The sequence below is a fragment of the Enterococcus sp. JNUCC 77 genome (assembly GCF_054819945.1).
Genome location: NZ_JBTHIG010000001.1, coordinates 1,587,928 through 1,601,130, shown reverse-complemented (window position 1 = coordinate 1,601,130; position 13,203 = coordinate 1,587,928). Strand labels below are relative to the sequence as shown.

Annotated in this window: 12 protein-coding genes; all 12 read left to right on the top strand. The window is 35.8% G+C overall.

The window, feature by feature from the left end; genetic code table 11:
* Positions 1-33: 33 nt before the first annotated feature.
* The 12 genes from rbfA to ACVWNY_RS07810 all read left to right on the top strand — a co-directional run bounded on the left by rbfA (position 34) and on the right by ACVWNY_RS07810 (position 13,201).
* Entirely contained in the window at positions 34-381 is a 348-nt protein-coding gene (rbfA, locus tag ACVWNY_RS07865) for a 30S ribosome-binding factor RbfA (protein ID WP_218325029.1), read from the top strand.
* A gap of 117 nt (positions 382-498) precedes the next feature.
* On the top strand, positions 499-792 hold the full coding sequence (locus tag ACVWNY_RS07860) for a hypothetical protein (protein WP_218325030.1): 294 nt from the start codon (positions 499-501) through the stop codon (positions 790-792).
* 11 nt (positions 793-803) lie between these two features.
* Positions 804-2,894 (top strand): cation:proton antiporter, encoded by a 2,091-nt coding sequence (locus ACVWNY_RS07855; protein ID WP_218325031.1) that lies wholly within the window; start codon positions 804-806, stop codon positions 2,892-2,894.
* Positions 2,895-2,995: 101 nt separating this feature from the next.
* Positions 2,996-3,928 (top strand): tRNA pseudouridine(55) synthase TruB, encoded by a 933-nt coding sequence (gene truB / locus ACVWNY_RS07850; RefSeq protein ID WP_218325032.1) that lies wholly within the window; start codon positions 2,996-2,998, stop codon positions 3,926-3,928.
* Entirely contained in the window at positions 3,928-4,875 is a 948-nt protein-coding gene (gene ribF / locus ACVWNY_RS07845) for a riboflavin biosynthesis protein RibF (protein ID WP_218325033.1), read from the top strand. Before truB ends, ribF begins: the two co-directional genes overlap by 1 nt.
* A gap of 109 nt (positions 4,876-4,984) precedes the next feature.
* Positions 4,985-5,902 (top strand): DMT family transporter, encoded by a 918-nt coding sequence (locus ACVWNY_RS07840; protein ID WP_218325034.1) that lies wholly within the window; start codon positions 4,985-4,987, stop codon positions 5,900-5,902.
* Positions 5,903-5,991: 89 nt separating this feature from the next.
* Complete coding sequence (hemW, locus tag ACVWNY_RS07835; protein ID WP_218325443.1) at positions 5,992-7,149, top strand: radical SAM family heme chaperone HemW; 1,158 nt, start codon at positions 5,992-5,994, stop codon at positions 7,147-7,149.
* A gap of 110 nt (positions 7,150-7,259) precedes the next feature.
* Complete coding sequence (hrcA, locus tag ACVWNY_RS07830) at positions 7,260-8,297, top strand: heat-inducible transcriptional repressor HrcA (RefSeq protein WP_218325035.1); 1,038 nt, start codon at positions 7,260-7,262, stop codon at positions 8,295-8,297.
* A gap of 26 nt (positions 8,298-8,323) precedes the next feature.
* Positions 8,324-8,860 carry a nucleotide exchange factor GrpE gene (gene grpE, locus ACVWNY_RS07825; protein ID WP_218325036.1) on the top strand — a complete coding sequence of 179 codons (537 nt, stop codon included), beginning with the start codon at positions 8,324-8,326 and terminating at the stop codon, positions 8,858-8,860.
* Between the two features lie 48 nt (positions 8,861-8,908).
* A complete protein-coding gene (dnaK, locus tag ACVWNY_RS07820; protein ID WP_218325037.1) occupies positions 8,909-10,744 on the top strand; it encodes a molecular chaperone DnaK in 1,836 nt (611 codons plus the stop codon).
* A 147-nt stretch (positions 10,745-10,891) separates the two neighbouring features.
* Positions 10,892-12,064: a molecular chaperone DnaJ gene (dnaJ, locus tag ACVWNY_RS07815; RefSeq protein ID WP_218325038.1), complete on the top strand. Its 1,173-nt coding sequence runs from the start codon at positions 10,892-10,894 to the stop codon at positions 12,062-12,064.
* Between the two features lie 102 nt (positions 12,065-12,166).
* A complete protein-coding gene (locus ACVWNY_RS07810) occupies positions 12,167-13,201 on the top strand; it encodes an IS1096 element passenger TnpR family protein (RefSeq protein WP_454071211.1) in 1,035 nt (344 codons plus the stop codon).
* The last annotated feature ends 2 nt before the right edge of the window (positions 13,202-13,203 follow it).

Sequence of the window (13,203 nt, the reverse complement as noted above, 5' to 3'; positions counted from 1 at the left end):
AGTAAATATTATCTGAATAAAGGGAGTTACATGATGCCAAACTATCGTGATCGTCGTGTGGCCCAAGAGATTCTAAAAGAAGTGAATGATATTTTACGTAAAAGAGTGCGTGACCCTAGAGTGCAAGATGTAAATATTACTGATGTACATGTGACGGGTGATTTGCAACAAGCAACTATCTTTTACAGTTTATTATCTGAAAAAGCTTCTGATAAACAAAAAGCTCAAGCTGGTCTTGATAAAGCAAAAGGTTTGATTCGGCGAGAATTGGGCCAAGCATTATCGATTTATAAAACACCAGAATTGTTTTTTGAACTAGATGAATCTGTTGAATATGGGTCAAAAATCGACCAAATGTTAAGAAATCTGAATAAAGAATAATCTGTGAAAAAATCTGGACAATTCTGTTCAGATTTTTTTGCATTTTTCATGAAATCCTGTTACAGTTACCATTGTTAAAAAGATTTCTTTTTTTATCAAATCTAGGAGGCAATTAAAATGACCATCAATTTTGATGAAAAAATGCGGCAGCTTCATGAAGAGTTTGGCGGCATTTCACCTGAAGAAAAAAAAGAATTAAAACTACGCTTAAAGAAGAATAATTTATTAGCCTTCAGAAAAATTGAAAAAATCAAACATGACTTATTGCGTTTAGAAGCTAAACGAGGACAATTATGTTGTACCGTCAGTCATGAAGCAGAAATTCAAGAATTGGAAGATAAGATCATCCAAAAAAAACGTGAATTTCTTACAATTCTCATTAAAGCAAAACAAACTAAAATTAAAAGATAAGAGGTGATTCAATGGGTTTAATTGAAATAATCATTGTAATCGCCATCGCTATCACACTTTCAAATATTATCGCAAAAATACTTCCCAATATTCCTATTTTTATGATTCAGATATTATTAGGAATTCTCCTAGGTTTTACTGAACTTGGACGTTCAATAACCTTTGAGCCGGAAGTATTTTTGGTGATGATTATTGCTCCTTTACTATTTCGTGAAGGTGAAACTGCAGATATTCCATCCATTTTGAGACATTTTAAAATTATTCTGTTGTTAGCCTTTGGTGGAGTTATTTTAACGATTGTTGGATTGGGGTTTGCCCTCAAAGGATTGATTCCGACCATTCCGATTGCAGCTTGTTTAGCCTTTGGTGCATCATTGGGCCCGACAGATGCTGTGGCTGTGGGATCTTTAGCCAAACGTTTAAATATTCCTAATTCTGTTATGCATGTGTTAGAAGGAGAAGGATTAATTAATGATGCAACTGGGGTAACAGCTTTTCAGTTTGCTCTGGCGGCTTTATTAACTGGACAGTTTTCTCTAGTGGATGCTAGTGGCACATTATTATTTTCTAGTATTGCTGGTGCGTTAGCAGGATTTGCTGTGGTTTTTATCAAACGACAAATTACGAATTTAATTGAACGTATTTCGGCTCAAGATATTTCGGCTTATTTCATGATTGAATTAATTTTGCCTTTTGCAGCTTATTTTGTGGCGGAGTTATTTCACGCTTCAGGAATTATTGCAGCAGTGGTTACTGGTGTATTGGAAGCGGCAGGTTTTAGAAAAATCACTTTATTCGATGCGCAATTGTCAAATATTACTGAAAGTACTTGGGGAACGATTAGTTTTACTTTAAATGGTTTGGTATTTATATTTCTAGGTATTGAATTAACTCAAGTATTTTCTCCGGTATGGACTAACCGCAGCTATTCAAATCTGCATTTAGTAACGATAGTGTTATTATTAACTGCGTTATTATTTGTCTTGCGTTTTTTATTTGTAACAGTCTACTACGTATGTACAAAGGGCTTTAAAAATACTCATCGTCATATTCGAGAACGATTACTGCTGACTTTTGGTGGCGTAAAGGGAACAGTCAGTATTGCTACAATCTTTATTTTGCCAGCGACAATTAATGGTTTAGAGTTTCGAGATCGTTCACTACTGTTGTTTATTACGGCTTCGGTTACCTTTTTCACTTTAATTATCGGGACTTTTGTCTTGCCTCTTTTATCGGATGGTGAAAAAGTACCAGAACTAGAACCTAAATTAATGGGTATTTTTCGAGAAGTCATTGATAATTTAGAATCAGACTTGAATCAAAATGAATTAAGTGAAAAGGAGCAATTTGCTCTTCAGGCGGTGATTGCAAACTATCAAGACCGCATTCAAGAGGCGTTTAATAATGCAATGCCAGAGAGCAGCCAGCAAGAATTCCAAGAGATTCAAGCACTAATTATTTCTGTGGAGCAAGATGGCTTAGATGAAAGCTTTAGAAATCGGACCATCAATATCAATGCATATCGCTTATATTCTCGCTTTATATCAAATGTTGAATCCTCTGTGGCTAAACAGTTGCTCTCTTTCCTAAGCTTTTGGTTAATCTTTGTGAGACGCTTAATACGGATTATTCTACATCCTAAATTGGCTTGGCAAAGACGTCAGAAACGAGAAGAAATTGTTAGCAATATTGATATAAATGCTTTGAAATCAATATTTGAACGGAATAGTCAAATTATTTTAGATTCATTAGATAATTTAAGAGATGTATATGATGAAGAGTTAATCGATTTTTTTATCGCTACGCGAGAAAATTTGATGTTGCAGGTTGAAGGTGGCGGACTTTTTGGGACTTTTTTAATCCAACAAGATCCGATTTATTCAAAGGAATTGATTCGAGGCTATTATTTAGAGCGTAAAGTCATTGATGAGTTCGAAGGAGCTGGAGAAATCTCAACTTTTTCAGCGAATGAATACCGTCATCGGGTGAACCTTTTGGAGTCTTATGCGATGAAAAAAACTACCGAGTCGAGCGTTCATTTTCGCTTTAGAAATAAAAAACAGATTGCAAAGGAAAAAGCAGATAATCTTGAAGATCATTAATTAAAAAGGTGTCAGAATAAAGAGGCAAAATCTTTTTGTTCTGACACCCTTTTTTTGCTATGCTATAATATGTGAGTTGAATAAGAAACGAGGAAATGTAAATGGATGGCATTTTACCGCTATGGAAAGAACGCGGCATGACCAGTCATGATTGCGTATTTAAATTAAGAAAAATTTTGCAGACAAAAAAAGTTGGACATGGAGGAACCTTAGATCCTGATGTCGATGGTGTCTTACCAATCTGTATTGGTAAAGGCACAAAAGTCATAGAATATTTGCAAGACAATGGGAAAATTTATCAAGGAGAAATTACTTTAGGTTTTTCGACGACTACAGAAGATGCATCAGGCGAGATTGTGGAGAAAAAAGAGGTGAAAGAACCTCTATCAACCGAAGAAATCGATCAAATGATGACAAGTTTTATCGGTACAATTATTCAGGTACCTCCAATGTTTTCAGCTGTCAAGGTGAAGGGCAAAAGGCTTTACGAGTATGCTCGCGCTGGTGAAACTGTCGAAAGACCAATTCGACAAGCTGAAATTAAAAGCTTTGAACGTATTAGTGAGCCAATCTATAATCTAGAAAAGCATACTTTTTCTTGGCGTTTTCAAGTAGACTGTGGCAAAGGAACTTACGTCAGAACATTGGCAGTTGATTTAGGAGAAAAGTTGGGTTATCCAGCCCATATGTCTGACTTAACCCGTTTGGCCAGTGGCGGTTACTCAGCAGGACAGGCGAGAACCCTAGCTCAAGTAGCTGAATTAATGGAAAGTAATCAAATGAATCAAGCATTACAGCCAATCGAATCGGCAGTAACAGATTTTCCAAGAGTCAATTTGACTGACAATCAATGGCAGAAAGTAAAAAATGGGCAATTAATGCCAATTAAAGAATTTGGTTACAAGCAATTGCCTGCGCCATTAATTGCTTTTTTTTATCAAGATCAATTGGTTAGTCTATATCAGCAACATCCAGAAAAAAACTGGTTATTAAAACCTAGTAAAGTCATTCGAAATGAACAGGAGTCAAATTAATGGAAGTAATTAAACTACATCATCCTTATCAAAAAGCGATGATTCCCGATGATGATGTCGTATTGGTTTTGGGCTTTTTTGATGGTGTGCATCGAGGACACCAAGAAGTTATTGAAAAAGGTAAACAAATTGCGCATGAGCGGAACTTAAAACTCGCAGTCATGACTTTCAATCAACATCCTGCAGTTGTATTTAGTAAAGTAAAAGAGACACCGATTAAGTATTTATCGACCTTAAAACAAAAAGAAGTTTTAATGAAAAATTTAGGTGTTGATTATTTATATGAAGTGGCCTTTACCTCTGCATTTGCTGGACAGGATCCGCAGAAATTTGTTGATGAATATATAGTTGCGCTTCATGGGAAAGTCGCAGTAGTAGGATTTGATTATACTTATGGCGGTAAAGGAAAAGATGCCGATGTTGATCACTTGCCGATCTATGCTAAAAATCGTTTCGAAACAGTTGTTGTTTCAGAAAAAACTAAAGACAGTGAAAAAATCTCTTCCTCTCGCATTCGCCAATTGTTATCAGAGGGCGATTTAGAGGCGGCAAATGAATTATTAGGTTATGTCTATGAAACTAAAGGAACTGTTATCCATGGTGATGCTAGAGGACGCACGCTAGGTTATCCAACAGCCAATATTTTAATTGATCATGATATTCTTTTACCTAAAGAGGGCGTGTATGCCAATGAGATTTTTGTCGGCAATAAGTGGTATCAGGCAATGGGATCGATTGGACATAATGATACTTTTGAAGCAAATCGTCCCTTAACAGTTGAGTTGAATATTTTAGATTTTGACCAAGATATCTATGGAGAAAAAGTAAAAGTTCGTTGGTATCATTTGCTTAGAGGTCAAGTAGCATTTTCATCGGCAGAGGAACTAATTCAACAATTAGAGCAAGACAAAGAGAATACGTGTAAATATTTTGAACTCATCAAGTAGTTATTGATGAGTTTTTTTGCAAAAACTATTAGAATAACTAAAAAATATTTTGATCGCGTGTGATTTCTTCTATATAATAAAGATATCAATCATTGACGGGAGTGAGTTAATGGCAGTTTTATTAGGAGTTATTTCAGCTTTTTTCTTTTCGATAACTTTTGTTTTAAACCAAGTGATGTCTCTAGATGGCGGCGATTGGCTTTGGACTGCCGCACTCCGTTATTTAATTATGCTGCCATTTTTCTTTTTTATCGTAGCAAGAAAAAGACATCAGCTTCGAAAAGTCTTTAATGAGATCAAACGCTCACCTTTACGCTGGATTTTATGGAGTCAAGTTGGTTTTGGTTTGTTTTATGTTCCGCTGACTTTTGCGTCCACCTTGGCACCTGGCTGGTTAGTGGCGAGTACCTGGCAGATTACAATTATTGCTGGTAGTATCTTGGCACCGTTCTTAGCAAAAACGAATCAAGCAAAAATAGACAGTCGCATGACAACCTTTGATTTGTTTTGTTTTGCAGTTATTTTATTTGGAATAGTATTGGTGGAATCCAGTCATTTTTCTGCTAGTTCTTGGCAAAATAGTTTACTAGCTTTTTTTGTTGTTTTAGTCGCAGCTTTTGCTTATCCATTAGGCAATCGAAAAGTTATGTTGTTAAATGTGGAAGGGAGCAATTTAACAACGATGGAAAGAATTTTAGCGATGCTTATTTGTAGTTTGCCAACTTGGCTTATTTGCAGCGTTATCGCGTTCGTACGTAGTGGCTTGCCGAGTCAAAGCCAGGTAACGGCAAGTTTTATTGTAGCACTTTCATCAGGAGTGATTGCTACTTATTTGTTTTTCCGAGGTACCCAAATGGTGCATGATAATTTGCGATTACTTGCCACGACAGAAGCAACGCAGTCATTAGAAGTAGTTTTTTCCGTTTTATTAGGAATTATTATTTTAGGAGATCCATTACCAAATATTGTGACTTTTTTTGGTCTCGCATGTATTGTTGCTGGGATGAGTATAAAAGTAATGCGTTGAAACATCCATCTATTTGGATGTTTTTTTATTTAATGATTCATGTTAAACTTTGTTAGCAGATTCAACAAGGAGACCGAGAAATGAACCAAATGAACCGAGCAACGTCTGCCTATATTCATATCCCTTTTTGTCAACATCTATGTTATTACTGTGACTTTAATAAAGTTTTTATTGAGGGGCAACCGGTAGATGAATATATTGCAGCTGTCTTAAATGAAACAAAATTACAGTTAATCGAATATCCAGTGGAAAATGTTCCCACCATTTATGTTGGTGGAGGTACACCAACATCTCTTTCAGCCAATCAATTAGAGGTTTTATTGAAAGGCTTAAGGGAAATTCTGCCCTATAGTGAAGGTGAATTTACGGTTGAAGCAAATCCGGGAGATTTAACCGAAGAAAAACTTCAAGTTTTTAAGAATAATGGTGTGAATCGTGTATCAATGGGTGTTCAGACTTTTGATAATCATTTATTAAGAAAAATTGGGCGAAAACATACCGCTGAAGATGTCTATGATTCAATCAAATTGCTGGATAAAATGGACTTTAATAATATCACGATTGATTTAATCTACGCTCTGCCGGGACAAACATTAGAAAGTTTTCGTGAGACGATTCAGCAAGCTTTGGCTTTAGATTTGCCGCATTATGCGTTGTATTCTTTAATTTTGGAAAATAAAACAATGTTTATGAATTGGATTCGTAAAGGAAAAATGATTTTACCGGAGCAAGATATCGAAGCGCAAATGTATTTAGAAGTGATGGAAGCATTGGAAAAAGCCGGCAAAAAACAATATGAAATCAGTAATTTCGCTCAACCCGGCTATGAAAGTCAACACAATATGGTTTACTGGAACAATCAAAATTATTTTGGAATTGGTGCGGGAGCTAGTGGGTATTTAGGAGATAAACGCTATAAAAATAGTGGACCGATTCAACATTATTTACAGCCTCTAAAAGAGGATCAATTACCGATTATTGAAGAAGAATTTTTGACTGTTAAAAGCCAAATAGAAGAGGAACTATTTTTAGGTTTACGAAAAAAAGAAGGCGTGTCTAAAGAAAAATTTAAAGAACGCTTTGGTAGAAGAATTGAAGATATTTATTCACTAGTCATTGAAGAATTAGTCAATGAAAAATTGCTTCAAATCAGTGATCAACGAATCTTTTTAACTCAGGCAGGTATGTTTAAAGGCAATGAAGTCTTTGAAAAATTTTTAATTGATGATGCGATTAGCACTCTTTAATAGAGAGTGCTAATTTTTTTGTCTTTTCTCTTGACTTAATCTACAATTATGGTATATTTATAATCGAGTTAGCACTTAAAGATAAAGAGTGCCAACCAGAGGGTGAGCATATGTTAACGGAAAGGCAAAATTTAATTCTCCGCTTGATCATCCAAGACTTTACTGAAACTGGTCAGCCAGTTGGTTCGAAAAGGTTGATGGAAGAAGGCGTACAAGCAAGCTCGGCAACAATTCGCAATGATATGAAAGTATTGGAAGAAAATGGCTTAATTGAAAAGACTCATTCATCTTCCGGACGAGTACCTTCGAAAAAAGGTTATCGTTATTACATTGATCATTTATTGACGCCAGCTAAGGTGAATAAGCAAGAAGTAGAGCAAATTCGTTCTTCCTTAAAAAAAGACATTCATGAGATTGATGATATTATTTCACAATCAGCCAAAATTTTATCAGAAGTTACTAGTTATACAGCATTTTCTTTAGGACCTGAGATGAAGGACCGGACGTTGACAGGGTTTAGAATTGTTCCTTTGAATGACCGTCAGATTTTAGCAATTATCGTGACAGACAAGGGAAATGTAGAAAGCCAAGTCTTTAGAATTCCTGAGAATGTAGCAAGCAGTGACTTAGAAAAAATGGTGAAGATCATTAATGACCGTCTAGTCGGTCAACCGCTCTTAACAGTCTATCAGAAGTTAAGAACGGAAATTCCGATGATTTTACATCGTTATTTTCAAACAACTGATGGTATTGGCCGATTGTTCGATATCATTTTAAATGAAGCTTTTGAGGAAAAAGTTTTTGTCAGTGGTCGGATGAATATTTTGAACGCAAATCCTGACGATTTATCTCAGTTCAAATCAATGTATTCATTGATGCAAGATTCCGATGAATTGACAAAATTACTTTTACCAACTGATCAAGAGATTCATGTTCGCATGGGTGCTGAATTGGGAGATCGCATGTTTGATAATTTGACAATGGTGCAAGCCAACTATCAAATTATTGGTCATGGTCGCGGCACAATTGCTTTATTGGGACCGACTTCAATGCCTTATTCGAAAATATTTGGTTTATTAGATGTTTTTCGTTACGAACTGACAGCAATACTGGATGATTATTATCGTTCCCTTGATTTGAATCACTAAAATATTCCTCAGAAAGGAAGAGCAAAGTGGCAGAAAAAAACAAACACGATGATGCGGAATTGAATGAAGAAATGGATCAGGAAATTGAGACAACAATTGAAGAAAACGAAATTTCTGAGTTTGATCAATTAACCGCAGAGTTTAATGAGATGGAAGATAAGTTTTTGCGGGCACGAGCAGAAATTGCTAATATGCAAAACCGCAACAAAAATGAGCGAGAACAATTAGTTAAGTATCGTTCACAAGATTTAGCTAAAAAAATTCTACCTGTGATTGACAACCTTGAACGTGCATTAGCTACTGAAGTAAATGATGATCAAGGTGCTAGCCTTAAAAAAGGTGTGGAAATGGTGTTAGAAAGTCTGACTGTAGCTTTGAAAGAAGAAGGAATTACAGAAATTCCAGCAGTTGATGTTGTATTTGATCCAAATCTGCATCAAGCAGTGCAAACAATTCCTGCAACTGATGATGTTCCTACAGATTCAATTGTGGAAGTATTGCAAAAGGGCTATCAATTACATGATCGCGTGTTACGCCCAGCGATGGTTATTGTCGCACAATAAAAAAATTCACTGATTCGTCAGCTTAAAAAATAAAGGAGACTGAAAATTATGAGTAAAATTATTGGTATTGACTTAGGTACAACAAACTCTGCCGTTGCCGTATTAGAAGGTAATGAAGCAAAAATTATTGCAAATCCAGAAGGTAACCGTACAACTCCTTCTGTTGTGTCATTCAAAAATGGAGAAATCCAAGTTGGTGAAGTAGCAAAACGCCAGGCGGTTACTAATCCACATACTGTTTCATCAATCAAACGTCATATGGGTGAAGCTGGTTATAAAGTTGAAATGGATGGCAAATCTTATACACCTCAAGAAATTTCAGCAATGATCTTACAATATATGAAAGGTTTTGCAGAAGATTATTTAGGTGAAAAAGTTGAAAAAGCAGTTATTACTGTTCCTGCTTACTTTAATGATAGTCAACGTCAAGCAACAAAAGATGCTGGTAAAATTGCTGGTTTAGAAGTTGAACGGATCGTTAATGAACCAACTGCAGCAGCTTTAGCATATGGTTTAGACAAAACTGACAAAGACCAAAAAATCTTAGTATTTGACCTTGGTGGTGGTACATTTGACGTATCAATCCTTGAATTAGGTGATGGTGTCTTTGATGTATTATCAACAGCTGGTGACAACAATTTAGGTGGGGATGATTTTGATAACAAGATCATTGACTATCTGGTTGCTGAATTTAAAAAAGAAAATGGTATTGACTTAAGTTTAGATAATATGGCTATGCAAAGATTGAAAGATGCAGCTGAAAAAGCCAAAAAAGATTTATCTGGTGTAAGCTCAACTCAAATTAGCTTACCATTTATTACAGCAGGCGATGCTGGTCCATTACACTTAGAAAATACGTTATCTCGTGCAAAATTTGATGAAATTACTGCTGATTTAGTTGAAAGAACTAAAACACCAGTCCGTCAAGCATTAAAAGATGCTGGACTTTCTCAATCAGAAGTTGATGAAGTGATTTTAGTTGGTGGTTCTACTCGTATTCCAGCAGTAGTTGAAGCAGTACGTAAAGAAACTGCTAAAGAACCAAATAAATCAGTGAACCCAGATGAAGTAGTTGCCATGGGTGCTGCTATTCAAGGTGGCGTTATCACTGGTGATGTAAAAGATGTTGTTTTACTTGATGTCACTCCATTATCTCTAGGGATTGAAACAATGGGCTCAGTCTTCACTAAATTGATTGACCGCAACACAACAATTCCAACAAGTAAATCTCAAGTATTCTCGACAGCGGCTGATAACCAACCAGCAGTAGATATTCACGTGTTACAAGGTGAACGTCCAATGGCAACTGATAATAAAACTTTAGGTAGATTCCAATTAACTGATATTCCACCAGCTCCACGTGGTATTCCTCAAATCGAAGTAACATTTGATATTGATAAAAACGGGATCGTAAATGTTTCTGCCAAAGACTTAGGCACACAAAAAGAACAAAAAATTACGATTAAATCTTCTTCAGGTTTATCTGATGATGAAATCGAACGGATGGTTAAAGATGCAGAAGCAAATGCTGAAGCTGATAAAGTTCGTAAAGAAGAAGTTGATTTACGTAATGACATTGATGCCTTATTATTCTCAGTTGATAAAACTTTGAAAGAGTTAGAAGGAAAAGTTGACGCTGAAGAAGTTAAAAAAGCCGAAGAAGCTCGCGATGAATTAAAAGCTGCTGTTGAAGCTAACAACATCGAAGACATGAAGACTAAACGTGATGCATTGAATGAAATCGTTCAAAGCTTAACTGTAAAACTTTATGAACAAGCAGCTCAACAACAAGCAGAAGAAAATCCAGAAGCTGCACAAGGTGGCGCGGATGATGTCGTAGATGCTGATTTTGAAGAAGTTGACGGCGACGACAAAGATAAATAAGCTTAAGAATAATTAGATAGCGAGACTGAAGCAAAAAACATTTTGGTTTTTGTCTCAGTCTCGTTTCTGATTTAGCTGGTATTCATCTATCGTTAATGGAAACATTGTGATACAATACTAGCGATTCTATTTTATGGAGGAAAACAAATGGCTGAAAAAAGGGATTATTATGAACTCCTTGGGGTACAAAAAGGAGCTTCAGATGATGAGATAAAAAAAGCTTATCGGAAGCTTTCAAAAAAATACCATCCAGATATTAATAAAGAAGCCGATGCAGAAGAAAAATTCAAAGAAATTTCCGAAGCCTATGAAATTTTAAGCGATCCTCAAAAACGAGCAGCCTATGATCAGTATGGTCACGCGGGAACCGATCCAAACTTTGGCGGTGGAGCTGGTGGCTTTGGCGGATTTGGTGGCGCCGGAGGATTTGGCGGCGGCGGAGCTGGTTTTGGCTTTGAAGATATCTTTGAATCATTTTTTGGAGGAGCTGGTGGCGGACGTCAAGCGGATCCTACTGCACCAAGGCAAGGTGCTGACTTACAATATTCAGTTACCTTGGAATTTGAAGAAGCAATTTTTGGTGCTGAAAAAGATGTTAAATATAACCGTGAGGAAACATGTCATACTTGTCACGGTAATGGAGCAAAACCAGGAACACAACCGGAAGTTTGTCATAAATGTCATGGTGCCGGAACAATTAATGTTGAACATCAAACTCCTTTAGGACGAGTTGTTAGTCGTCAAACATGTGATGTCTGCCATGGGACAGGTAAAGAAATCAAAGATCCTTGTCCAACATGTCATGGTTCAGGACATGAAAAACGTCCACACACTGTAAAAGTAAATGTGCCTGCAGGTGTAGAAGATGGTCAACAAATGCGTTTAGCTGAACAAGGTGAAGCGGGTACAAATGGAGGACCTTATGGCGATTTATATGTGGTTTTCCAAGTAAAACAAAGTGATATATTTGATCGTGAAGGACCAGAAATTTATTACACATTACCATTGAGCTTTGTTCAAGCAGCTTTAGGTGATGAAATTGCGATACCAACAGTTCATGGTGACGTTAAATTAAAAATTCCTGCTGGAACACAAACAGGACAAAAATTCCGCTTACGTGGTAAAGGTGCACCACGTTTGAGAGGAAATGTAAATGGCGATCAACAAGTAACAGTAAAAATTGTCACTCCTAAGAATTTAAATGACCAACAAAGAGAAGCTTTAAGAACTTTCGCTGAAGCAGGTGGGCAAACCGTTTCTGAGCAAAAAGAAGAAGGTTTTTTCAATAAGGTCAAAGATGCATTCGGTGGAAAAAAATAAAGTTTAGAACAATCGAGGATAAAACTTCGGTTGTTCTTTTTATTAATCAAATACAGACCCAGAAGTCCTCTTTTGTTATAATTAAATATAAGGAGGGGTCTTATGGGACAAATTGAAGAATTATTTAATCGATTAGCAGAAGATTTTTATCATTATTTATTTGTAGGTAGTATGGATGATGCTGATTCACTTTTAGATACGATTGATTTTTTCTTAGATCGCGTAGATAAACAAAAGTTTAGCTATAAATTAGTGGATTCTAAGACTATTCTGCAAGTTTATACTGTGGACATTCCTAAAGATTTCCCCGTTTTTTTTGGTGAAGGCTTATTGATTCATCAAGCGTTGATGGACCTATATTTTGAGTTAAGACAAGTTGATTTAATTTCTAATGAGGATTTTAAAAAAATACAGACACTATTACAAGAAAACAAAAACTTATTTTTTTACCGATTGATTGATTCAAGCTTTTGGGGAGCAGATAAGCGAAAATTGTTGGTTGAAATGACTGATAATGAAATTATTGATTTTGCTCATGTTACTAAAACGATGTTAAATGAAATTAATTATGATAAACCACATACGAAAAGTAATGTCATTCCTTTTCCTAATATGGAGATCGATTTTTTTGAGCCGTTTGAAGATGATGACGGCATGCTAAAGGGATTTCAGCTACGAGTTGATATTGTTGGTGAAAAGCCACCTGTTTGGCGGAGATTATTAGTTCCGGAAGAAATTAATTATCGGCAATTAAGTGATATTATGCAAATGATTTTTCAAATAGATCGTAAAGGGAAGTATTCATTTAAAGCTTTGCAAGGGCAAATTCAAGGAGTCGAAGAGCTAACTGAAACTTATTTGAAGAGTCATCTAGTTAATGTTGAAGATCAGTTAGTTACAAGTTTTATGGGAAAAAATAAGGAACCTTTTCGCTATTATTACTCTTCTTTGGGAAATGAATTAGTTTTAAAAGTGAAAGTAGAAGATTTACTTGGTTTCGAAGATTTCTTTCGGGAAGTTCAACCGATTTGTGCTAAGCTGGTCGGTGAAAATCCTTACGTTAGTCAGCAAAAATTACCTCAACTAGAAGAAATCAATCGAAAACTATCTGTCTATTGGCATAAAGAAATGACATAAAA